The 23,942-nt window shown below is 44.6% G+C and carries 20 protein-coding genes; 13 read left to right on the forward strand and 7 right to left on the reverse strand.

Annotation, left to right across the window (positions count from 1 at the left end; genetic code table 11):
- Entirely contained in the window at positions 1-501 is a 501-nt protein-coding gene (locus BCU75_RS19550; protein WP_065111250.1) for a tripartite tricarboxylate transporter TctB family protein, read from the reverse strand.
- Positions 502-746: 245 nt separating this feature from the next.
- Positions 747-1,718 carry a tripartite tricarboxylate transporter substrate binding protein gene (locus BCU75_RS19555; protein ID WP_076678312.1) on the reverse strand — a complete coding sequence of 324 codons (972 nt, stop codon included), beginning with the start codon at positions 1,716-1,718 and terminating at the stop codon, positions 747-749.
- A 492-nt stretch (positions 1,719-2,210) separates the two neighbouring features.
- Here BCU75_RS19555 and BCU75_RS19560 point away from each other — a divergent pair, with 492 nt between their 5' ends.
- From BCU75_RS19560 to BCU75_RS19605, 10 genes are all read left to right on the forward strand, one after another.
- Entirely contained in the window at positions 2,211-2,807 is a 597-nt protein-coding gene (locus tag BCU75_RS19560) for a LysE family translocator (RefSeq protein ID WP_102474805.1), read from the forward strand.
- Between the two features lie 13 nt (positions 2,808-2,820).
- Entirely contained in the window at positions 2,821-3,636 is an 816-nt protein-coding gene (locus BCU75_RS19565; RefSeq protein ID WP_102474806.1) for an AraC family transcriptional regulator, read from the forward strand.
- Between the two features lie 154 nt (positions 3,637-3,790).
- Positions 3,791-4,510 carry a GntR family transcriptional regulator gene (locus BCU75_RS19570; protein ID WP_102474823.1) on the forward strand — a complete coding sequence of 240 codons (720 nt, stop codon included), beginning with the start codon at positions 3,791-3,793 and terminating at the stop codon, positions 4,508-4,510.
- A gap of 101 nt (positions 4,511-4,611) precedes the next feature.
- Positions 4,612-5,508: a methylisocitrate lyase gene (gene prpB, locus BCU75_RS19575; protein ID WP_102474807.1), complete on the forward strand. Its 897-nt coding sequence runs from the start codon at positions 4,612-4,614 to the stop codon at positions 5,506-5,508.
- A 146-nt stretch (positions 5,509-5,654) separates the two neighbouring features.
- The gene (gene prpC / locus BCU75_RS19580) at positions 5,655-6,869 is read left to right on the forward strand and encodes a bifunctional 2-methylcitrate synthase/citrate synthase (RefSeq protein WP_102474808.1); all 1,215 of its coding nucleotides are present in this window, start codon (positions 5,655-5,657) and stop codon (positions 6,867-6,869) included.
- Positions 6,870-6,969: 100 nt separating this feature from the next.
- Positions 6,970-9,606, forward strand: a complete 2,637-nt coding sequence (gene acnD, locus BCU75_RS19585; RefSeq protein ID WP_102474809.1) for a Fe/S-dependent 2-methylisocitrate dehydratase AcnD — start codon at positions 6,970-6,972, stop codon at positions 9,604-9,606.
- 9 nt (positions 9,607-9,615) lie between these two features.
- Positions 9,616-10,788, forward strand: coding sequence for a 2-methylaconitate cis-trans isomerase PrpF (prpF, locus tag BCU75_RS19590; RefSeq protein WP_102474810.1), 1,173 nt, complete (start codon positions 9,616-9,618; stop codon positions 10,786-10,788).
- A gap of 117 nt (positions 10,789-10,905) precedes the next feature.
- Positions 10,906-12,810 carry a propionyl-CoA synthetase gene (locus tag BCU75_RS19595; RefSeq protein WP_102474811.1) on the forward strand — a complete coding sequence of 635 codons (1,905 nt, stop codon included), beginning with the start codon at positions 10,906-10,908 and terminating at the stop codon, positions 12,808-12,810.
- Between the two features lie 303 nt (positions 12,811-13,113).
- A complete protein-coding gene (locus BCU75_RS19600; protein ID WP_102474812.1) occupies positions 13,114-13,593 on the forward strand; it encodes a GNAT family N-acetyltransferase in 480 nt (159 codons plus the stop codon).
- A gap of 71 nt (positions 13,594-13,664) precedes the next feature.
- Positions 13,665-15,077 carry a bifunctional NUDIX hydrolase/phosphatase PAP2 family protein gene (locus tag BCU75_RS19605; RefSeq protein WP_102474813.1) on the forward strand — a complete coding sequence of 471 codons (1,413 nt, stop codon included), beginning with the start codon at positions 13,665-13,667 and terminating at the stop codon, positions 15,075-15,077.
- A gap of 101 nt (positions 15,078-15,178) precedes the next feature.
- Here BCU75_RS19605 and BCU75_RS19610 read toward each other — a convergent pair whose 3' ends face one another.
- The gene (locus BCU75_RS19610) at positions 15,179-15,988 is read right to left on the reverse strand and encodes a Cof-type HAD-IIB family hydrolase (protein WP_102474814.1); all 810 of its coding nucleotides are present in this window, start codon (positions 15,986-15,988) and stop codon (positions 15,179-15,181) included.
- Between the two features lie 185 nt (positions 15,989-16,173).
- On the opposite strand from BCU75_RS19610, the gene queE reads away from it, so the two are divergent.
- Both queE and queC read left to right on the forward strand, forming a co-directional pair.
- On the forward strand, positions 16,174-16,842 hold the full coding sequence (gene queE / locus BCU75_RS19615; protein ID WP_339385712.1) for a 7-carboxy-7-deazaguanine synthase QueE: 669 nt from the start codon (positions 16,174-16,176) through the stop codon (positions 16,840-16,842).
- A 60-nt stretch (positions 16,843-16,902) separates the two neighbouring features.
- Complete coding sequence (gene queC, locus BCU75_RS19620; protein ID WP_102474816.1) at positions 16,903-17,598, forward strand: 7-cyano-7-deazaguanine synthase QueC; 696 nt, start codon at positions 16,903-16,905, stop codon at positions 17,596-17,598.
- Positions 17,599-17,605: 7 nt separating this feature from the next.
- Here queC and BCU75_RS19625 read toward each other — a convergent pair whose 3' ends face one another.
- The 4 genes from BCU75_RS19625 to BCU75_RS19640 all read right to left on the reverse strand — a co-directional run bounded on the left by BCU75_RS19625 (position 17,606) and on the right by BCU75_RS19640 (position 22,121).
- The gene (locus BCU75_RS19625; RefSeq protein ID WP_102474817.1) at positions 17,606-19,591 is read right to left on the reverse strand and encodes a tetratricopeptide repeat-containing diguanylate cyclase; all 1,986 of its coding nucleotides are present in this window, start codon (positions 19,589-19,591) and stop codon (positions 17,606-17,608) included.
- Between the two features lie 162 nt (positions 19,592-19,753).
- Entirely contained in the window at positions 19,754-20,104 is a 351-nt protein-coding gene (locus BCU75_RS19630; protein WP_017076336.1) for a DUF2750 domain-containing protein, read from the reverse strand.
- A 134-nt stretch (positions 20,105-20,238) separates the two neighbouring features.
- Positions 20,239-20,856: an OmpA family protein gene (locus BCU75_RS19635; protein WP_102474818.1), complete on the reverse strand. Its 618-nt coding sequence runs from the start codon at positions 20,854-20,856 to the stop codon at positions 20,239-20,241.
- The gene (locus BCU75_RS19640) at positions 20,856-22,121 is read right to left on the reverse strand and encodes a TolC family outer membrane protein (RefSeq protein WP_076678324.1); all 1,266 of its coding nucleotides are present in this window, start codon (positions 22,119-22,121) and stop codon (positions 20,856-20,858) included. Before BCU75_RS19640 ends, BCU75_RS19635 begins: the two co-directional genes overlap by 1 nt.
- A gap of 441 nt (positions 22,122-22,562) precedes the next feature.
- On the opposite strand from BCU75_RS19640, the gene BCU75_RS19645 reads away from it, so the two are divergent.
- Positions 22,563-23,942 (forward strand): Ig-like domain-containing protein (locus tag BCU75_RS19645; protein WP_241905396.1); only part of this gene is annotated, 1,380 nt, incomplete at its 3' end.

Consider the following 23,942-nt stretch of genomic DNA (forward strand, 5'->3'; position numbering starts at 1 on the left):
CTACCAAAGAGTGAAGATTAAGCCAGGCTCTAGGTAGATATCTAAGCCTTGAGTTAATAATAAAAAGAACGCGATAACGAAAGGAAATGACGCGCCAAATAAAACAGATTTACGGCGCTCACCCAATAGGTAAAAGCCAGCAAGCAAGAAGAAGCTGGTTGCTAAAACAAAGCCAAGATAAGTCAGTCCAACACCGTACAAAGCCATTAACACTAAAAAGCCAATAAGCAGCTTCCAGTTCAGCGGCGTGGTGTCGCATGAAACCTTCTGGTCCGGTTGTCCTGTAACTAGTAGGATCAACGACAGGCCGATGCCGATAAACGTTAATAGGGTAGGTAAAGTTCTTGCAGTGAAGGGTTCGTACTCGTCACCGGGAAACAAAGGAATTAGCGTGGTTTGGTAGCCATAGCACAAGCACGCCAGCATAAAGATCATGGCTCCGATGCGATCTTTCGATAGCAAAGATTCCTTACTCAAAAATTTGGTTGGTAAGTCCGACATATCCAACTCCATTTGGGATGGTATAGAAAGTAAAAAAGCCGTACATGAGCGAGTCAATGAAATGTCTGGGATCACTAACCAAAGGTAAGCGAATTACGGTACTGGTTTATCAGCCACTTGCGTTTACAACGAATCGGCAAGCGTTAGTAATACGTCTACGAATAAACAAAGGAGTTTGAAGTTAACTCATGTACGGCGAAACAAGGAAAGAGTAAGAGGGCACATAGACCCTCTATGGTTGCTGGTTATTTCAAGAAACCAAGCTCACGCATTAGGTCGCCCATCTGTTTTTCTTGGTCTTCTAGGAAGGCGTAAAAATCTTTGTCAGCTTTGTAGTTGTCAATCCAACCGTTACGGTCACGAACCACCTGCCATTCATCAGTCTTGTACATTTTGCCAAGCGCTACATTCCACTCGTCGATTTTTGCTTGGCTAGTACCTGGTGCAGCGAAGAAGCCACGCCAGTTAGCAAATACTGTTTCGTTGCCGTACTCAGTTAGTGTTGGGATGTTTGGTGCCGCATCAAGACGTTTTGGTGCCGTTACTGCCAATACTTTTACTTGGCCTGATTTAGACATTTCTAGCACTTCACCAAGGCCTGTCGAAAGCAGTTGCGTTTCGCCAGATAATAGAGCCGCCATTGCTTTACCACCTGCATCGTAAGCAATGTATCGCACTTTCTTCGCATCAAAACCTTCGCCTTTGAACGCTGCCGCTACAACAAGGTGGTCCATGCTGCCACGAGCCGAGCCGCCTGCGATTTTCACTTTACGTGGGTTGCTTTCAAATTCTTTTACTACGTCTTCCCAAGTGTTGTACTTCGAATCAGCAGACGCAACGATTGCGCCATAGTCGGCAATAGTTGCTGCTACCGGAGTCAGGTCACGGAAAGATTGAGGGAAGATACCGGTCAGCGAGCGCACAACGATAGGTGTTGAGTTCACCATCAGCGTGTCTTCTTGACGTTGAGCCGTCTCGATTAAGTGAGCAATTGCTTTACCACCGCCACCACCAGATAGATTTTGGAAAGAGACATTTTCTACGATGTCTGATTTCACCAATACATCACCCGTGCCACGCGCCGTCATATCCCAACCACCGCCAGCGCCGCCAGGGATTAGGAAGTGGATTTTTTCTACGTCAGCAGCAAAAGTGTTAAAAGAAAAGGTTGCTGCGATGATAGAAGCCGCAATAGTAGGTTTCAGTGCCTTGAACATGGTTCACGTTCCTTATGTGGAGATCTCTTCAATGGAGAGAAACTTATGTTTTATATCCAACTACCAAACACATGAGTAGGGTATTGCTTAGTAGATAAATTCAAAGTTAACGATATGTTAATGGGTTGTCTTTAATGCGGTAATATTGAGGATAAAGAACATTGGGTAAATAAAGTTCATAAAGTTCACGGATTGGTCACTCTCTCTTACCTATAAAAGAGTCACGTATGTTGATGTAAACAAATATCTCGAGGTCACGTGCTAGATGACGAGATCTAGAATGACTGTGTTGTAGAGTAGACGATGAATGAAAGGCGCAGATAAATGCGAATTTTTTCATCTGAGGGTTACATGTAAAGGCGTTATACCGGTAAGGCGTTTAAAAACTGAAAGAAGCATAGACAGTAGATGAGACCATAGCAATTTTGTTCAATAACGGGTTTTGAAGTTTAGGTACTTTAGTGTTTTGGCAAAAGAATAAACGGAACTGTCATGGAACAACTATGGGTAGCTATGTTCACATTTGCGATGATTGGAGCTTTGTCACCTGGACCGGTAAATATCGTGGCAACTAGTACGTCGGCCAATTATGGCTTAAAGGTTGCGTTGAGGTATGTAGTAGGAGCGAGTATTGCTTATGCCATCATCGTTTTTTGTTCAGGAAGCTTATTGCGATTGTTAGCAAGTGGGATTCCAAATATTGCGTGGTTGATGAAAATTGTAGGGACCCTATTTTTACTCTATCTCGCAAAACAAATAGCTCTTGCGCCATATCAAAGCATTAACTCTATTTCGCAAGACAAAGCCCCTAAAGCGTGGCAGGGCGCATTTTTGCAATGTATAAATCCCAAGGCTTGGTTAGTTGCGATGTCGGGTATTAGTTTATATGTTGTCGATCAGCCATCGTCATCCATCGCGCTGCTGCTCTTTACTTTGATATCTCTAGCTGCATGTTTGGTGGGGGTGGCGAGTTGGGCATTTTTAGGGCAGGCGATAAGAAAGGCATTACAATCTGAGGTGAAGCAAACAATGTTCAACTGGGGTATGGCTGGACTACTCGTCGTTTCGATAGTAAGTATTTGGGTATGATAAGGAGAATGATATGGCAAAGGATCGCACGGTCGCTTTTAAGCAAAGCACCTTGTTGCCGAACATTGAAATTAGAATAGCGGATAGATCGAGCGCATGCTATGTCGCGCATTCTCACGATGAATTTTCGTTTGGTGTTATTCAGCAAGGCGCTGCTCAGTACCGCAACCTAGGTTCCCAACACCAAATAGGGCGTGGTGATATTGTTACTATTAACCCCTCAGATATTCATTCTTGCAATCCTGCTACGGTAAGTTGGTCTTACAACATGCTATTTGTGGATACTCATTGGATGGGTAATATCCAACAGCAAATAACAGGGGATAGACAATACGATTATTGTGCGTTTTTGCACGATTACGAGAGAGGGTGCGAGGTTAGAAACAGCTTTCAACAGCTTTACACTTCTCTTGTTAACGGTCACTCCTATCTTGAGGCCGAAACTCATTTTTATGATTTTATTGAAGAATGTCTCCAGCAGCCGAACACCAATACCTTGCGTGCAACGTCCGTGTTACCTCACCTTCAGCGCGTAAAAGAAAAACTATTCGATAACGTTGAAGACAACTTGCGTTTGTCTGAGATCGCGGAAGAGGTAGGCGTTAGTCAATATCATCTTATTCGTAGTTTCAAACAGTTTTATGGGCTATCACCGCATGCATATTTACTTGATGAACGGATTAAACGTGCGAAGTCCATGCTTAAGACAGGGCAAACAATTGTCGACACTTCAAACGCGCTTGGTTTTTCTGATCAAGCGCATTTTCAGCGTAATTTTAAGAGGAGAGTGGCAGTAACACCAAGGGTATATCAATCCTTTTTCCTCTGATTTTATCGTTGTAATTCGCTCCTTCTTAAATACTACCTTAGTCTAAATTGTCGACAATTTGCTTGATTGTCGACAATTTAATCGTGTATTTTATGTTCATGTTATGGAGTTGTTGACAATTAAGTTTCAGCAAGCAGAAGTGAGCAGCGTGAATATGAATACTGCGATAAAAGATCTCACCTTAAGTGCAAACACGAAAACACGTGTGAGCGACAAAGAAAACACCAAGTCGGAAAATCTGACAGAGTATCTCGTTGAGGCGATTGTTAGCGGTGAATTACCACCGGGCAGTAAGATCTCGGAGCCTGAACTGGCTAAACGCTTCGAGGTAAGTCGAGGACCATTACGTGAAGCGATAATGCGTGTTGAGGGGCTTGGCCTAATTGAACGTATCCCTCATGTTGGCGCACGAGTTATTACTTTTTCGGCAGACAAACTGCTAGAGCTTTACGCGGTGCGAGAGGCATTGGAAGGCATGGCGGCTCGCTTAGCAGCGCGACATATCACACAAGAAGAGCTTATCGGGCTTGAAGGATTATTGTCGACACACTCAAAGCACATCGATGAAGTTGAAGGTTCTTCTTACTTTCATCAACATGGGGATTTTGATTTCCATTACCGCATTATCAAAGCCAGCCGCAACAGCAAACTCATTTCGCTGTTGTGTGACGAGCTTTATCACTTATTACGCATGTACCGCTATCAATCACCAAGAGCGCAATCTCGACCTAAAGAGGCTCTTGATGAACACAAATACATCCTACAAGCGATTCGCAATCGGGATGAAGAGCTAGCAGAAATGCTAATGCGGAGACACATCTCGGGCAGTCGATTGCTTATTGAGCAACAAATCCAATCCAAGGATCTTGATTAATCGGTTATTGCTATTTGCCAGCCGTTCAGTGCTGGCGATAACCAAGCATCCATGAGTCATAAAAATTAGACAGAAATAAACAATTAACAGGGAGCGTCATTATGAAGTTATCAGCAGGAGCAAAGTTCCGACAAGCTGTGCAAGACAACGACCCATTACAGATCGTCGGCACGGTGAATCCGTATTGCGCGATGATGGCAAAGAACTTGGGGCATCAAGCCATTTACCTATCTGGCGGAGGTATTGCTAATGCCTCTTATGGTTTACCTGATTTAGGTATTACGACATTGAACGATGTGTTGGTGGATGTTGAACGTATTACTAACGCGTGTGATTTACCATTGCTGGTGGATATCGATACGGGGTTTGGTGGCGCATTCAATATCGCGCGTACGATTCGCGCGATGGAAAAGGCGGGCGCTGCTGCAATTCACACGGAAGACCAAGTAGCTCAGAAACGTTGTGGCCATCGCCCAAATAAAGCAATTGTTAGTCAGCAAGAGATGGTCGATAGAGTCAAAGCGGCAACAGATGCAAGAACCGACGAAAGTTTTGTGATTATGGCTCGTACCGATGCATTGGCGGTTGAAGGCATCGACAGCGCAATTGAGCGAGCGATAGCTTGTGTTGAAGCGGGCGCTGACATGATCTTCCCTGAGGCGATGAATCAACTCGACCAATACGTGAAGTTTTCGGCGGCGCTGAAATCAGCAACAGGCAAGCACGTGCCTATTCTCGCGAACATCACTGAGTTTGGCCAAACGCCACTCTACAACTGTAACGAGTTAGCCCAATCAAGTGTCGATATGGTGCTTTACCCATTGAGTGCGTTCCGCGCGATGAACAAAGCGGCGGAAAATGTCTATAAGCACCTATTAGTTGAAGGCAATCAAGAAGCTTTGTTGGATTCAATGCAAACCCGTAAAGAGCTTTACGAACACCTGAATTACCACGACTACGAAAACAAGCTTGATCAGTTGTTTTCAAGTGAAGGGTAAACCAGTTTCAATTAATCAAAAATCAACTTAATCCAATAACGTGAAATGGTTAGTCGCCATATCCAGTACCGATGATAAAGATCATCAGGCATATAAACGGGCAGTACCAAAGAGTGCAGGCGGCTAACACAGAAAAGGAGTTCACCATGTCTGTATCTTTGAGTGATAAAGCAGCTGTCGATAAGGCTTCAACAGAAAACCAACAACAAAGCGCAAAAACAGCAAGTGCACTAGTAAGCACTCCTGCAATCGGAGGTGCTGGTCTACGTGGACAAAGCGCAGGAGTCACCGCGCTATGTACGGTAGGCCAGTCAGGAACGGGTTTGACCTACCGCGGCTATGACATTACCGACCTTGCCAATCACGCTCAGTTTGAAGAAGTGGCTCATCTGTTACTAAGAGGTCATTTACCCACTGAAAAAGAACTTGATGACTACAAAACATTGTTGGTTGGGCTGCGCGGCTTGCCTCAACCTTTGAAAGCAGCACTAGAGTTGATTCCCGCAGACGCTCACCCAATGGATGTGATGAGAACGGGTTGTTCAATGCTAGGTAATCTAGAGCAAGAGTCAAACTTCTCTGAGCAATTGCCTGCGACCGAACGCATGCTCGCGCTTTTCCCTGCGATTATTTGTTATTGGTACCGCTTTAGCCATGATGGCGTGCGCATTGATACTGAAGATCAAAGTGAAGCGTGTATTGGCGGTTATTTCTTGAAAATGCTCACTGACAAAACCCCAACTGACCTTCATAAGCAGGTCATGCACTGCTCGTTAACCCTGTATGCGGAACATGAGTTTAATGCATCTACTTTTGCTGCTCGTGTGTGTGCATCCACACTGTCAGATATCCACTCTTGTGTCACCGCAGCGATTGGTACGTTGAGAGGTCCTTTACATGGCGGAGCGAATGAAGCCGCGATGGAAATGATCCAAGATTGGCAAACCGCTGATGAAGCAGAAACTCACATCATGCAGATGCTTGCTAACAAAGACAAAATCATGGGCTTCGGTCATGCCATTTATCGTGAAAGCGACCCGCGAAATGCTCTAATCAAGCGTTGGTCAAAAGAGCTAGCTCAAGAGGTGGGAGATGAACAGCTTTACGCCGTTTCAGAACGTGTTGAAGCGGTAATGAAGCGCGAGAAGGGATTGTTTTGTAACGCAGATTTTTTCCACGCATCGGCCTACCACTTCATGGATATTCCAACCAAATTATTTACTCCGATCTTCGTGATGAGCCGCCTTACGGGTTGGACGGCGCACGTGTTCGAACAGAGAGAAAATAATCGCATCATTCGTCCAAGTGCAGACTACACCGGCCCAGAGCATCAAGACTGGCTGCCTATTCATCTACGTTAGCCCTCTATATCGAACCGACTTATATCTCGAGGCGACTTTGTCTTCACATGATAAGACCTCGAGAACCAACGAATAGAATTTAACAGATAATGGTGGATGTATGTCTGATGTAAAACTTGAACAAACTCAGTACCTTGATAAAAATCAGTACCGGAAACTTTTACCCGGAACCCATTTAGAGTATTTCGATGCTTGCGAAGCGGTAGAATCGATATCTCCGGGCGCTTATAAAACCTTGCCTTATACGTCGAGAGTATTGGCAGAGCAATTAGTAAGACGCTGTGATCCTGAAACCCTTGAAGACAGCTTAAAACAGATCATTGACCGTAAGAGCGACTTAGATTTTCCTTGGTATCCTGCGCGCGTGGTGTGTCATGACATTCTTGGTCAAACAGCCTTGGTTGATTTGGCTGGATTAAGAGACGCGATTGCCGACCAAGGCGGAGACCCTGCCAAGGTGAACCCCGTTGTCGAAACTCAATTGATTGTTGATCACTCTCTGGCAGTGGAACACGCAGGCTTTGATAGCGAAGCCTTTGATAAAAACCGCGTGATTGAAGAGCGCAGAAACGAAGACCGTTTTCATTTTATTGAATGGTGTAAAACCGCGTTTAAAAATGTGAGTGTAATCCCTGCAGGCAATGGGATTATGCATCAGATTAATTTAGAGAAAATGTCTCCGGTTATTCAATCTAAAGAAGGCATTGCGTTCCCAGATACCTGTGTCGGCACCGACAGCCATACACCGCACGTTGATGCTTTAGGTGTTATTGCGATTGGGGTTGGTGGCTTGGAAGCCGAGACGGTGATGCTCGGTCGTCCGTCGATGATGCGCTTACCGGACATTGTAGGCGTGAGGCTAACAGGTCAAAGACAAGAAGGGATAACCGCAACGGATATCGTGCTCGCAATTACCGAGTTTCTTCGCAATGAAAAAGTGGTTTCTAGTTACTTGGAGTTCTTTGGTGAAGGTGCACGCGCACTGACCATTGGCGACCGCGCAACAATATCAAACATGACTCCAGAATATGGTGCGACTGCGGGTATGTTCTACATCGATGAACAGACCATTCAATACCTCAAGCTTACAGGCCGTGAACCCGAACAGGTTGAACTGGTCGAACGCTACGCCAAACAAACTGGGCTTTGGGCTGATGACTTAGATTCCGCTCAATACGAACGTGTGCTTGAGTTTGATTTGTCTAAAGTTGAACGCAACCTTGCAGGGCCATCCAATCCCCATCGTCGTTTGCCAACCAGCGAACTTGCCAAGCAAGGGATCAGTCTAGCATCTTGGAAAGAGCAACACGCTGAGCAATATTCCGATGACCAAATGCCAGATGGTGCCGTAATCATTGCGGCAATTACCTCTTGTACTAATACCAGTAATCCAAGAAATGTCGTTGCCGCTGCTTTGGTGGCTAAGAAAGCTAATCAGCTTGGATTAGTTCGAAAGCCGTGGGTGAAAACGTCATTTGCTCCAGGTTCTAAAGTTGCCAAGCTCTATCTCGAGTCCGCAGGTTTGCTTCCCGAACTTGAACAATTAGGCTTCGGTATCGTCGGTTATGCGTGTACGACCTGTAACGGAATGAGCGGGGCGTTGAATCCTAAAATCCAACAAGAGATCATTGACCGCGACCTGTATTCAACCGCTGTGTTATCAGGGAACCGAAACTTCGATGGTCGAATCCATCCCTATGCCAAACAAGCGTTTTTAGCCTCACCGCCATTGGTGGTTGCTTACGCTTTGGCTGGCACGATTCGCTTTGATATCGAGAAAGATAGCTTAGGTACTGACAGCAATGGTAAGCCAATCTATTTAAGTGATTTATGGCCGAGTGATGCAGAGATCGATGCTGTTGTCGGTGAGCATGTTAAGCCTCAGCAATTCCAACAAATCTACGTAAAAATGTTCCAGCCAGACGAGGAACAGGTGACTACTGAACCGCTTTATGACTGGCGACCTCAAAGTACCTATATACGCAGACCGCCTTATTGGGAAGGGGCTCTTGCGGGAGAACGAAGCCTTTCAGGGATGAGGCCTTTAGCGATTCTGGGTGACAACATCACTACGGATCACTTATCCCCTTCAAATGCGATTCTCGCTTCGAGCGCAGCGGGGGAATACCTCACCAAAATGGAAGTGCCAGAAGAAGACTTTAACTCTTACGCGACCCATCGAGGTGATCACTTAACCGCACAACGAGCAACCTTCGCCAACCCTAAACTGTTTAACGAAATGGTGAAGGACGCTGGAGAAGTCGTGCAAGGCTCATTGGCAAGAGTTGAGCCCGAGGGTCAAGTTACGCGAATGTGGGAAGCGATAGAAACCTACATGAACCGTAAACAGCCTCTAATAGTGGTGGCGGGTGCAGACTACGGACAAGGCTCTTCACGCGACTGGGCGGCCAAAGGTGTGCGTTTAGCGGGCGTTGAAGTGATTGTTGCTGAAGGGTTTGAGCGAATCCACAGAACCAACTTAGTCGGTATGGGCGTGCTGCCCCTGCAATTCAAAGCGGGAACGGATCGAAATACTTTAGAACTGGACGGTACCGAGCTTTACGACGTTTATGGTGACATCCAAGCAGGTTCTGATTTGGCTTTAGTGATCACTCGTAAAAATGGTGAAAAGCTGGATGTGCCAGTAACCTGCCGATTAGACACCGCTGACGAAGTGAATGTGTACAGCGCTGGTGGCGTGTTGCAACGTTTCGCCAAAGACTTTCTCGCACAGTAGGGGCTCATGATGACAAATAAACAGATCAAAGTACCTGCTACCTACATGAGAGGCGGGACGAGCAAAGGTGTCTTCTTCAGTTTGAATGACTTACCTAAATCAGCGCAAGTTGCTGGAGAGTCCAGAGATAAGTTGTTACTGAGAGTCATTGGCAGTCCAGACCCGTATGGTAAGCAAACCGATGGGATGGGAGGCGCAACATCCAGTACCAGTAAAACCGTGATTGTTTCGAAAAGCAGTAAAGCTGATCACGATGTTGATTATCTCTTTGGTCAAGTGGCGATAGACAAGCCGTTTGTCGATTGGAGTGGTAACTGTGGGAACTTGTCTGCAGCGGTCGGTCCGTTCGCTATTCATAGTGGATTGGTTGATTCGAATCGTATTCCAGAAAACGGTGTGGTCGAGGTGCGAGTATGGCAAGTGAACATAGGGAAAACCATCATTGTTCATGTGCCTATCGTGGACGGGGAAGTCCAAGAGTTGGGTGACTTTGAGCTCGATGGTGTCACTTTTCCCGCTGCTGAAATCCAAGTTGATTTCCTAGACCCCGCCGATGCGAGTAGCTCTATGTTTCCAACAGGGAATGTTGTCGAATCTTTAGATGTTCCCGAATTGGGTTGCATCAAAGCGACATACATCAATGCAGGAATACCAACCATTTTTGTTGATGCTGAATCGGTTGGTTACCAAGGCACCGAACTTCAATCTGATATCAATAGTGATGCTAAAGCCTTGGCTCTGTTTGAATCCATCCGAGCACATGGCGCAGTAGCGATGGGGTTAATCGATTCCTTAGAAGAAGCTGAATCACGCCAACACACTCCAAAAGTCGCGTTTGTTGCTAAGCCTCAAGCGTACCAAGCCTCCAGTGGTAAATCGGTCGCAGCCAAAGACACCGACCTTCTGGTGCGTGCTTTGTCTATGGGGCAATTGCACCATGCCATGATGGGAACAGCTGCAGTCGCCATTGCTTCAGCGGCGAGTGTTCCGGGTACGTTAGTGAACTTGGCAGCCGGTGAGGGTTCTCGAGATTTTGTGACTTTTGGTCATCCATCAGGAACGCTAAAAGTGGGTGCTAAAGCGATACAAACAGAAAATGGGTGGAACATTGAGAGGGCGATTATGAGTCGTAGTGCCCGAGTGATCATGGAAGGTGCCATCCGTGTGCCTTTTCCTAAGTAAAGCGATTGTCGTGAACGGTTAAATGTTCCGAAAACAACGCTGAGAAAAGAGTGCTATCAAGTGCTACTGCCAAAGGCTAGGCACTTGGAGAAATGGATAAATCATGAAGGAGGCACTATGTCTGCTACGAATCGAATGACTAGAAAAACAGATTACATCACCGAGTATCAATGGGCGAGGGAAGATCCAAACTCGTTCTGGGAAACACAATCACAAGCGATAGATTGGTTTGAGTCACCAAAAACGATATTACAAACTGACGATAACGGTATTGAGCGTTGGTTTCCTGATGGTGTGATGAATACATGCTGGTTGGCGTTGGATTATCATTGCGAAAATGGTCGCGGTGACAAAGTGGCGTTGATTTACGACTCGCCAGTAACAGGAACTCAGTCGTCTTATACTTATAACGAATTACGCGATCAAGTGGCAAAAGTCGCTGGGATGTTGGCGACCCAAGGGGTTACGAAGGGTGATCGTGTGGTGATTTATATGCCAATGATTCCCGAAGCCGCGATGGCAATGCTAGCGTGTGCCCGTTTGGGGGCTGTGCACTCTGTGGTTTTTGGTGGCTTTGCTCCTCATGAACTTGCCGTTCGTATCGAAGATGCTGAGCCGAAGGTGTTGATTACGGCATCCTGCGGTGTAGAGATAAACAAAGTCTTGCCATATAAGCCTATGGTCGACAGGGCGATCATGGACAGTCGTTGGAAGCCAGAAAAAGTCGTGGTATTTCAAAGAGAGCAATGTCTGGCTGAATTGAACCAAGATAGAGATGTACTTTGGCAGCAGGCCGTTGCGGATTCGCTACCACATAGCTGCGTTCCCGTTTTGGCAACCGATCCTTTATATATCCTCTATACATCGGGAACCACGGGTAAGCCAAAAGGCGTGGTGCGTGACAATGGTGGCCATGCGGTTGCGATGAAGTATTCGATGAGCACTATCTACGATATGCCGCAAGATGGCGTATTTTGGGCGGCATCTGACGTGGGTTGGGTTGTAGGCCATTCCTATATTGTGTATGCGCCACTGATTCACGGTTGCACCTCTATTCTGTTTGAAGGTAAGCCGGTAAGAACACCCGATCCAGGCGCATTCTGGCGTGTGTGTGAAGAATACAACGTTGATGTGTTGTTTTCCGCGCCAACAGCGTTTAGAGCAATCAAGAAAGAAGATCCTGAAGGCGAGTTGCTCACCAAGTATGACTTATCATCTCTTAAGTCGATTTTTATGGCGGGAGAGCGCTTAGACCCGCCAACATTAGACTGGGTTGAATCTCATACCAATAAACCGGTTATCGACCACTGGTGGCAAACGGAGACAGGTTGGGCTATTTCTGCAAATCCTACAGGGCTTGAATCCTTGCCTGTAAAAGCGGGGTCTTCAACCAAGCCTGTCCCAGGTTATCAAGTGGAGATCCTCAATGAACTCGGTGAAGTAGCTCAGCCTAATCAACAAGGATTTGTGGCTCTTAAACGCCCGTTGCCACCCGGTTGTTTACCAACAGTTTGGCGCAATCATGATCGATTTGAATCTGGTTATCTGAGCCAATTCCCGGGTTATTATGTTTCGGGTGATGGTGGCTATCTTGATGATGATGGGTACTTATTTATCATGGGGCGTATTGATGATGTGATAAACGTAGCGGGCCATCGTCTTTCTACCGGTGAAATGGAAGAGATTGTGGGTGGTCACCCAGCCATTGCAGAATGCGCGGTAGTCGGTATTCACGATGACTTAAAAGGACAGCTACCTCTTGGCTTAGTTGTGCTGAAAGATGGTGTAAAAGTCGATGGTATTGAGTTACAAGCGGAGTTGGTAGGTAAAGTTCGCAATGAGATTGGCGCGGTCGCCTGTTTTAAGCAAGTTTTGGTTGTTGAGAGACTACCTAAGACACGCTCAGGTAAGATCTTACGTAGAACCATTCGACAGATCGCAGAAGGTGAACAGTATGTGGTGCCTTCGACGATTGACGACCCCACTAGCTTAACGGAAATTGCTGAAAAGCTCGGTAAGTAGCGTTCGATGAAAGATATAAACTCTGAAAAACGATTGGCGGAAGTAAAGACTGAGATTAATCGTACTTAAATTGACTGAACTTAAAATTGAGAAAGACATCGGTGGCGCTTAACTGTGCCTTTGGTCATCACTTAGTCGGTTTCAGTCAACCCTAATCAAAAAATTGGCCACGTAATGTGGCCGTTTTTGTATCTAAAATACGGACTTCAAACAATGAATTAATTCAACCACTTGTATAGATACTCACGGCAAGTAAACTAGACTCAGTTTAGATATTAATTTGGTTTGAGAAGCGCAATAGTCATGAATGTCATATTAAGGGCTGCAAAGCATACGGATTTGGAACAACTTAACGAGTTAATGTTCGATCTCCACCATCATCACCATCTTGCTAGCCCAGAGCACTTTAAAACGGCAGAAGAGATTGAGCAGGAAAAAAGTATTGCACGTTATTTGGATGATCCTGAATGCTTAGTTTATGTGGCATTAAAAGGTGAGCTCATTGTTGGCTTTATCTCCGGACATTTTTGTGAGCTTATCTCAACGGTGAGTAAACCGGTGCCGATGGGGAGTGTCGATGAGCTGTTTGTTTTACCGGATTATCGAAAAGAATCGATTGCTGAAAAGTTGTTTAGCAAAGTTGAAAGTACTTTTGATGATTATGGGGTTGAGCAAGTCTTTGTAGAAGTTTGGGACTTTAATTCGCCTGCCAAGGACTTCTATCAAAAAATGGGGTTCACACCTCACATTCAATGGATGAGGAAGGCTTTGCACAAAACGTAGACAGCGATTTTGTGCGTGTTTGATTACACTAGAGCAGTCTTTAACTTTTCTCTTATTTTTAGGTAAACTCGTTGGCTATTCGATATTTATTAGTTTTCATATTATCTCTTTTGAGTACTACTTCCGCTTGGGCGAACAACACCTTGCCCGATCATATCGCAGGCGCTTTGTGTGTAGTACGTGCTGATAACCAAATCGTGTTGGTTGATGAATTGATTACGGGGCAATTGTCTCTACCGGGAGGAACTGTTGTCTCTGGTGAGCTGCCAGCAGTCGCGGCGCAACGTGAAACCTGGGAAGAGGCGGGTTTGTCGGTAACGGTCGGTGATGTTTTGGGGTATACCGATAGTGCCGTTGTGTATGATTGCGTCTCTGATTCTGAAGTGATTAGCTACAAAGCTCGAAATGAGTTAGGTGGCTTTGAGCTTCCCATTTGGTTTGCCCCTCATTATGGTGTGGAAGTCAGCAGAGCGATGCTGCTTCCTCCTACTGAACTGCAAGATCACCAATACCGCTACCCAGAGCAATGGTCAGAGATTAACGAACTGTTTTTATCTGCGACAGATCAACCTGTGACGTATGTGACTGAGCTGGTGGGCGCGGCACCCAAAGTCCATCAAGTTGAATTAAGTTGGATTGTGTTGCTTCAAAATGCGTTCGATAAGATGCCAAGCGGGTTTGCGAGCGCGGTGCTTTCGACTGACTTGTTAGCGAAGCCATGGGTTTTCATCGTGATATTGCCACTAATTGCTTGGCATTTTGGTCGTAACTTCGCGTTGAAGTTTGGCTTCACTTTGATCTCGGTGACATTGCTCACTTTAATCGCACATCAAGGTTTTGGTTTTCCTCGCCCGCATGCCTACCTGCCAACATTGAAGTTAGTGATGAGCAGTGGGTATAGCTTTCCAAGTTTATTGGCGGCTTTGTGGGTGAGTTTAACCTTGTTAGTCTTTTGGAAACTAAAGCGCCTCTCGGATCAAACATCGATTTTGATAGTGCTCGCTGGCCTACTGTGGATCATGCTATTCAAGTCTTATTCAGGCAGTGGTTTCTTTAGTGATGTCTTAATGGGAGGCGTATTGGGCGCGTTAACAACGTGGCATATCGTAAGATTAGATGCGAAACCTGATGTTGATATTAGTGCCTTACTGAGCTCTAAAGGTGTCTGGTGGGCATTATGCTTGTTGTCCATTGTTCTCACGGTTATCTGGCCATTGCCAACATTCTCATTCTGGGTGGCCATTTTGATGACGATTGCATGCTTAGTAACGTTAACGGACTCGAAGCCTTTGGTCGGTCAGTTCTCATTTAAGATCGTGTTTGGAGTGATGGCGATGTTGTTAGCGGGGAACCTGTTGATTAGCTGGGCAGGGAGTTTTGTCTCTTTCAGTGGTATTGCATCATTTATTATTGAAACGTTACGCTTCCCCATCTTGATTCTGTTTGGTGTCGTGGCGTTTCGTCTGCCATGGAAAAGAGAGTAGGCGAACCGACGAACATAAAATCAAAAAAGGCTGTGCAATGCACAGCCTTTGTCATTTCTGCAACAAGAAAAAAGTGATTATCACTAGAGCTTGTTGAGCGTTTACGAGTTGAAGATAAACTTCTCAATCGCGACTGCTACGCCATGGTTGTCGTTACTCGCTGTAATGTGATCCGCCAGCTTCTTGGTTTCTTCCATTGCGTTATCCATAGCGATGCCAAGACCCGCGTATTCAAGCATATGGTGATCGTTTTCAGCATCACCCATACAGATTACTTCTTCCGCTGTAATGCCTAAGTGCTTCGCTATTGCTTCAATACCGACACCCTTGTTTGAGTTAGGGTTTAAGAACTCTAAGAAGAAAGGTGCACTTTGCACGATAGTAAACTGAGTCTTAAGCTCTTGTGGCAACTTACCGATGATCTCAGTCAGCTTGCTTGGCTCAGCGACAATCATAGTTTTGATGATTTCGTGGTCGTCTTCTAGTTGAGAAAAGTCGAATTCGGTAATCTCTAAGCCGTTAATACGCGCTTCAATCGCTGTGTACTCATTGTTCTCTGGGGTTATTAAACCATGAACTTTACTGAAGGCATGTACATAACCACCAAGCTGATGGGCAAGCACTGCGATCTCTTTCGCGGCTTTACCATTGCTGATCTCACTGTGGATAAGCTCTTTTGTAGAAACGTTCTGAACCATAGATCCGTTGTAGAAGAGTACAAAGTCATCTTCGCTGTTGATCGAAAGTTCGTCTAACTTACTTTGCATACCTTCTAAAGGGCGACCAGAAGCCAGAACCACTTTAACACCTGCAGCACGTGCTTTGGCAATCGCGTCTTTGTTCTCTTGAGAAATCACTTTGTCACTGTTGAGCAGTGTGCCATCCATATCAAGAGCAATCAGTTTGTACATGTTGTTCCTTACTAAAAAATTAAAAGCTAACAAAATCTAATGGGCGAAAGGATAAGGGAACTTGAAACTTCAGGCTAGGGCTTTGATCAACTCATTTACCAGTACTCATTTGTTTGACCAAAAGGGGGAAGTGCTTTAAGGTCTGCGGTTGATTAATTTCATCAAATGATTGAGCTGAGGGAAAGTTGTACAAGATTAATGAAATGTTTGAAACCATCCAGGGCGAGGGCGTATTTACTGGCGTTCCCGCTGTTTTTGTTCGTCTGCAAATTTGTCCTGTAGGCTGTTCTTGGTGTGATACCAAACAGACTTGGGAAGCGTTGCCTGAAGATGAAACGAGCCTTGGCGATATTATGGTTAAGACAGAGGATTCACCGACTTGGTCAGCAATTGATGCGCAAGGAATCGTGGATGAATACATCAAGCAAGGTTACACCGCGAAGCATATTGTGATTACCGGTGGTGAGCCGTGCATTTATGATCTTGTCCCTCTCACTGAAGCATTTGAGCAGCACGGTTGTCACTGTCAGATTGAGACCAGCGGAACATCAGAAGTAAAAGTTACACCGGACACTTGGGTTACGGTGTCACCAAAAGTTGCAATGAAAGCTAAGTTGGATATCCTTGATAGCGCACTCGTTCGTGCGAATGAAATCAAGCACCCTGTTGGTACAAGTAAAGATATCGAGCAACTAGATGTTCTTATTGCTAGAGCCGATGTTCCTGAAAATACAGTCATTGCACTTCAGCCGATTAGCCAAAAAGAACGTGCAACGCAGCTGTGTATTGATACTTGTATCGAACGTAACTGGCGCTTATCTATTCAAACTCACAAGTATTTGAGCATCGCATAGGTTGCATTTGTTTACTGGCCTAGATAAGTCGCTAGTAGAAGATTCTCGTAAGGATTTAAGATGAAAAAAGCAGTCGTAGTATTCAGTGGTGGTCAAGACTCAACAACATGTCTTGTTCAAGCTTTAAAAGAGTATGATGAAGTTCATGCAATCACATTTGATTATGGTCAGCGCCATAGACTCGAGATTGAAGTGGCTGAGTCGTTGTCGAAAGAGCTTGGTGTGAAGGCACACAAAGTAATGGATGTGACTCTGCTGAATGAACTGGCTATCAGTTCTCTGACTCGTGACGATATCCCAGTGTCTCACGAACTACAAGAGAATGGACTACCAAACTCTTTTGTTCCTGGTCGTAATATCCTGTTCTTAACTTTGGCGGGTATTTACGCTTACCAAATCGGTGCAAATACCGTAATCACGGGCGTGTGTGAAACTGATTTCTCGGGTTACCCTGATTGTCGTAATAACTTTGTGAAAGCGATGAATTCTGCACTTGTACAAGGTATGGACAGGCCGCTTGATATCAAAACACCGCTGATGTGGCTCAACAAAGCTGAAACATGGGCGTTGGCAGACCAGTACTCAGCACTCGAGCTTGTTCGAAATAAAACACTGACTTGTTACAACGGCATTGTCGGTGATGGTTGTGGCGATTGCCCAGCGTGTGAACTGCGTAAAGTTGGCCTTAACGATTACCTAGATGATCGCGAAAGTATTATGGCTGAATTGGTTCGCAAACAGACTGAGAATAAATAACCTCAGGTCAATCAATTGGCTCGTTGTAAGCATCAATGATGCAGTTTCGGCCGTTACTTTTTGCTTGATACAGTGCTTGGTCAAGTACTGAATACAAGTCATCAAAGTCACTTAATGCGTTTGAGGTTGCTAGATAAGCAAAACTCGCGGTTACATTAAGTGGCTTTTTACTTTCTGTTAAGAAGACTGTGCTCGAAATGGCGTAATGCAGTTCTTCGACACGTTCTCGCACTTCTATTGGTTTGGTATTGGTTAGCATGATGATAAATTCTTCGCCTCCTAAGCGACCGAACAATTCATCATCCATTAAGTGTTTTCGTATTTGCTGACTAATATGGACGAGCGCTCTATCACCGGTAGGGTGTCCATGCTTATCATTAATCTTCTTGAATTTATCTAGATCGAGCAAAACGAGCACGTGTTGCTTATCCGTTCCTTTGCAACGTCTAATTCGTTTGATTCTTCGTATTATCTCGGTCCGACCATACGCTTTTGTCATAGCATCGATTGCAGCTTTTGCGCGAATCGTCTTGTTTGCCAATATCATGAAGCTTGCAGCGCACAGCAGCAAAATGACAATGACGTTGTACATCCATCTTTGATGTTCCATTTTTTCAATTTGGACGCGGTCGAGCTTTGTCTGATTTATAAGGAAAGAATTTTCCAATTCTTGCTCATATTTTGCGTGGGTCAGATCCAGTGCCTCAAAAGCTAACCTATTATCGATATCTCGTGCTTCAATTTGTATAGACGAGTATCGTTGGTAGAGATAAAAAGCTTCTTGGTAATTGCTGAGCGCTTGATGAAGGTCGGAAAGTTGCAGAAGTGATTGAGCGATGTACTTGTGTCTTTTGACTTGCTCGGATACTTCTAGAGCTTGCTGAGCATAATTGAGCGCCTCTGTTGTCAGCGCTTGCTCTTTGAACATATCGCTGATCGCCAAGTAAGCATTAATACGAATGACGTCGTTACTTAATTCATTCGAAGCTGACAGAGAGTTGACTAAGTAACCTCTCGCCAAATCATAGTCTTTAATTTGAGTGTAAGCTTTTCCTAAGCCAAGACTTGTTAGAGCAATACCGTAGCTATGAGATGATGTAGTCAGCAGTGTTTTTGCTTTTTGAAAGTGACTAATTGCTAAATCACTTCGTCCTTGGTTAAGGTAGAGGTCTGCAAGGCTATGATGAACTTGTGCTTTCATCAAGTCAGAAGCATCCGATCTGAGAGCGAGTGCTTCTATAAGGTATTCAGCCGATTTGTCATATTGCTTTAACTCTTTGAGCAAATTACCCACATCGTTATAGATCCCCGAAATATCGTGTCCTTGTGGGAACACGTTAATCAGTGACAGGTAGGTATCTAGCGCGGCTTGATAGTCACTGCGGAAATGGTGATTGTTAGCGATGACTCGATAAGTCCCAAATTTTGGTAATACAGGATCAGCAATGTCATGTAAATTTGAGTGAAGTGCAGAACAATAATAGTTCGCTTGATGATATTTAGCTTGCTCGTTAAGAGAACGGCATAGTTGGTATTTTAATAAGGCTTTTCCAGTTAAATCACCGCGTGATTGCATTTTCGCCAATAGTGTCAGAAAGGTTTGTTGCGCTTCTTCATATTGGCCTTGACCATCTTTCATCAAAGCAGAAATAAACGTTTCTTCAATCGCTTGGTATTCACTGTCGTTTGAAGCAATTCCATAGAATGGTTGATCTCGGTGGCTCATGTATTGGTACAACAGAGATGAAAGGTAAAGCCTATCCCCATAGAAGTTTGAGCTAATGTAACGGGTTTGCAGCATGTTTAATGCACTTAATGGGGAATGAGTTAGAGTCGAGAGGTAGAGTGCATTCCAATCAGCATTTGGAGTCGTGTTTGAATCTAAATTGGATGAGCCAAGAGGAGAGTCCTGGTGACGATCTTGTGTTGATATTTGGCTATGAGAATAAAAGCTAATGAGCAGCAGAAGGGTAATAAAAACAGAGTGAGTCACAAGAAACTATCTACTAGATAAAGAACGATATTCTATTATTAGTTTGATATTGCTTCAAATTTTGAATGGGATAGGTAGAAGGTTATGCGAGGTAAGTCTCTAATTTCTTGATATTTATTAGAGGTATATCGGTCGTACTGTTCGCACGACCGATATCGGAAATTAGATGTATAATTTCGCTAAGTCAGAAGGCTCAAGTTCTTTGCCTTCTAATGTTGCATTCCAGTTAGTACCAACAAGAACGCCGTCTTCAGCTAGAGTCAGTAACCAATCTTCTACAAAGATATCTAGTGGAATTTCTAATACTTCGAAGTCAGCCCACTCTTCAACATTGTGAGTCTGAGCATCTTCTTTTGAAGACCAAAAAGGCATTACTTCGCTGCTTTCGAATTCACTTGAGTCACATGCTAGCCAACCCTCATCGTTGCGAAGGCCCCATACCAGCTTAGTTTCTTGTGTTTCAGAAACGAAAAGTTCTAGATTTGCTTGAGTATCAGCGGTTAGTTTGCTCATGGATTAATTCTCTATGTTGATAACGTGGCAAGATTAACATTATAGACGGCTTAGGTATATGCTATTTAAGGATTTATAAGAAGACTGAAACGCTACCTAAAGGTAACGTTTCAGTTTGAGTTGATAGAGTTACATTACTTTCCAATTTTTGTGAAGATATGCCACTCTTCTTTGATATTGCCTTTAAACCCGACAACGGTAGCGACAACTTTTCGATGAAGCGCATGGTTGATTTGAGTGTCATTACTACTAAAGGAGCTGTCCCCATGCCCAACTATGTTGATTCTAGATGGTTGAATACCATTACTGATCAACGCTCGCCTTACATGGGATGCTCGCTCTTTGGACAACATCAAGTTATGTTTCGCGTTACCAACCTTACTCGCATAACCTTGTAATTGAATACTGGTGTTTTCATAGCGTTTAAGAAACGCGGCCATTTGTCTGATTTGACCAAGGAATACAGGATTAATTTCTGTGGAATTGTTGGCAAATAGAATATGAAGTGCTTTCTCTTCCGTAGATTCGAAATACGATCCACAGCCATCGTTATCTATCTCTGCACCTATTTGTGTATCAATACATAGATCACGAGCGTTGATGACACCATCATTGTCATCATCTTCGAGATCATAACTTTGCGTGATGTCTGGAAGATCTCTATATTCAAATTCTTCATTGCTTGTTTCGGCTAAAACGTTGGCAGAGACAATCATAAGACAAAGCGGAAATACAGTCTTTATCAGCTTCATTAGTATTCTACCTTTTCATTCCATTCTTGAGGGGTTTCGACGCGTAAGCCAGTTAACAGGTTTCCTGTTGCATTCATTACTCGGTACTTCGCGTATTGTTCGTCGTACTTGGCATCTAGATAGCCCTTACGGGCTTCGAATAGTTCGTTCTCGGTGTTAAGTAAATCGAGAAGGGTACGTTTGCCGATGCGGTATTGCTTCTCGTAAGATATAACCGTATCTGACGCTGAATCTACGTGATCTGACAAGAACTCTTTTTGTTGAACAGTTAAATCAAGGGCACTCCAAGAAAGACGTAAACTTTCTTCTACGTTTCGGAACGTACTTTCACGAAGGTCTTTTGCTTTGTTCAGTTGGTAAGCGGCACTTTCAGACCGATCTTGATCAGAACCACCATTATAAAGGTTGTATCTCAAGCGAACCATTGCAGAAAATTCGTCACTACTACCTTCGTTACCTCCGGCATCATCGCGCCAAGTTTGAGCCGCCTCGAAAGAAACTGTTGGGTAGTTCGTGCTTTTTGATTGCTTGTATTGGAACTTAGCCGAATCAACGTCAGCTTGAGCAATCTTAATAACTGGATGTTGGTTAAAAGCTTTTGCGAGAGCGCCATCTACTGTGTAAGGAATAGCCCCGGCATCTGCTCGCGGGAAAGTTAATCCTAGAGGAGATTGACCAACAATCCGTTGAAATTGAGTATGCGTATCGAACAAATTGTTTTGCGCGGCAAGCAAATTGCCATGAGCTTTGGCAATACGAGCTTCTACTTGAGACATGTCAGCGGTAGAACCAATACCAGATTCAACACGTTTCTTTATATCTCTGTAGATTTCCTTGTGAGTCGCCAAGTTATTCTCGGAAAGAGAGAGCACTTCATAAGCTTTCACAGCGTCAAGGTATATTTTAGTAACCTCGAGAGCGATATCTTGGGCATTTGAGAGCAGTTGATAACGAACCGATTCTGCATCAGCTGCGGTACGGTCGATGTCATTAGAGGTGTTGGCACCATCCCAAATTAATTGAGTCAATGTAATCGTCGCTTCTTTGCGTGTCAGATCTGTTGAGCTTTGATTTGTTACTAAATCGGTATGCTCGTAACCAATCCCACCATCTAGGTCTATACTTGGACGATAAGCACCACCTGAAGCGTCATTAAGATAACGTTTACTAACGTACTCATTGTATGCACTTTTAATGTCAGGATTGCTCTCCAACGTAAAAGCGACGGCTTGCTCTAGAGTTTGTGCCGCAGCTGGAAAGGCCATTGCAATGGCTAAACTTAATGTAGTTGTTTGAATCCTATTCAATTTGCATCTCTCCAAAATGAGTCACATCTGAGTTTTAATTTTGCTAGATAATATACAAAATTTAGATGAACCGCCAAAAAAATCACGATCGCTAAAATGGCGCTCGTAAATGGTTGTTAATTTGTTACCGATTATTGTGCGTTTTATGATGTTTTGAAACACTTGAAACGTCTATTAATATCTCAATTATTTTACGTTAGCACAATAACTTATCTCACTTTTGAGGGTATTTTAAATGTTGTTCTGTGTGACCCTTGTTATTGTGGGGTATATCACTTTGTTAAAAAATGCATTCATAACTATGAATTATATGGTTTTAAGTGTTATATTTTACCTAATATTATAAATATAATGTCACGATTTTGACGTTTTGATTGAAAATGAGTTTTAGGGGTTTATATGGACATGACAGTATTGAATGTGAGCGGTGCACTAGCACTTGGTCAGCGCATTGTTATTTCGGTAGATGGTACAATCAAAGTCCTAGAAGATGGCCAGCCATTGCAAGCTGGGGATGTAGTTTTAGAGTCCCAAAATGGAAGTTCTGAATCTCAGACTTCAGTCAAACGTTTTTCGCCTGAAGATGGCGGTGAAGTAGAACTTGACCAAGACATTGCAAATATATTTGCGGCTTTAGAAGAAGGTCAAGACCCTGCCGAGCTCGGAGAAGAGTTCGCAACAGCCGCTGGTGAAAGTGGCTCGAGTTTAGTAAGTAGCGGAACAATTGAACGTGATGGTGAAGAAACCATTCCAGGCACTGAATTTGTAACTTCCGGTTTTGAAGCGTTAGGCATGTCCAGAACTCAAAGCTTAAGTTTACTTGATGCTTTCCGATCTTTTGAGCAACCTAACAACGCACCTACCTTTGTTGATAACAATAACTCTCCTGTCGGCGACACCCTCTCATTTACAACCGATGAAGATACCCCAGTAAACGGAACCCTTTCAGCTTCAGACGAAGACGGTGACTCTCTGTCTTTCACCAAAGCCACTGATCCCTCAAACGGAACTGTTGTTGTCGATGAAAACGGTGACTGGACCTACACACCTAATGAAAACTACAACGGCGATGACAGTTTTACAGTTGTTGTTTCTGATGGCAACGGTGGTACGGATACCATAACAGTCAATGTCGGCGTTACTCCAGTCAATGACTTACCTGTTGGTGAAGATATTTCAGTCACCACAGATGAAGATACTCCAGTAAGTGGCTCACTCACTGCAACAGACGCAGATAACGACCAATTAACTTTTAGCAAAGGCACAGAACCATCGAATGGCTCTGTAGTCGTTGACGAAAATGGTAATTGGACATACACCCCAGACGAAAACTACAACGGCAGCGACAGTTTTACGGTTGTGGTTGATGACGGTCAGGGCGGTACTGACACAATCACGGTTGATGTTGGGGTTAGTCCTGTTCCGAGCGTGAGCATCACAGAAGCCGTGAGCGTGAGTGAAGGCTCAGCGGCCGAGTTCACCGTGAGCCTAGACAAGGAGGCGGACACGGCAGTGACGGTGAACCTGACGAGCTCAACGGCAGGTGCTAATACAGCGGAATCGGACGACATCGGTAATATGGTAGTGACGTTGTCAGGTGGTGTGACTGTCGTGACACCGAACGATGACGGCAGCTACACAATCCCAGCGGGTCAGACCGAGCTGAAAGTGAGCGTGGCAACCACAGGCGATGACGTGTATGAAGGCGACGAGACGTTCAGCGTGAGCGTTGAGGGCGGCACTGGCGCGACAGGCACGGCGACAGGCACGGCGACCATC

This window comes from Vibrio splendidus (assembly GCF_002873455.1).
In the GTDB taxonomy this organism is placed as follows: Bacteria; Pseudomonadota; Gammaproteobacteria; order Enterobacterales; family Vibrionaceae; genus Vibrio; species Vibrio splendidus_J.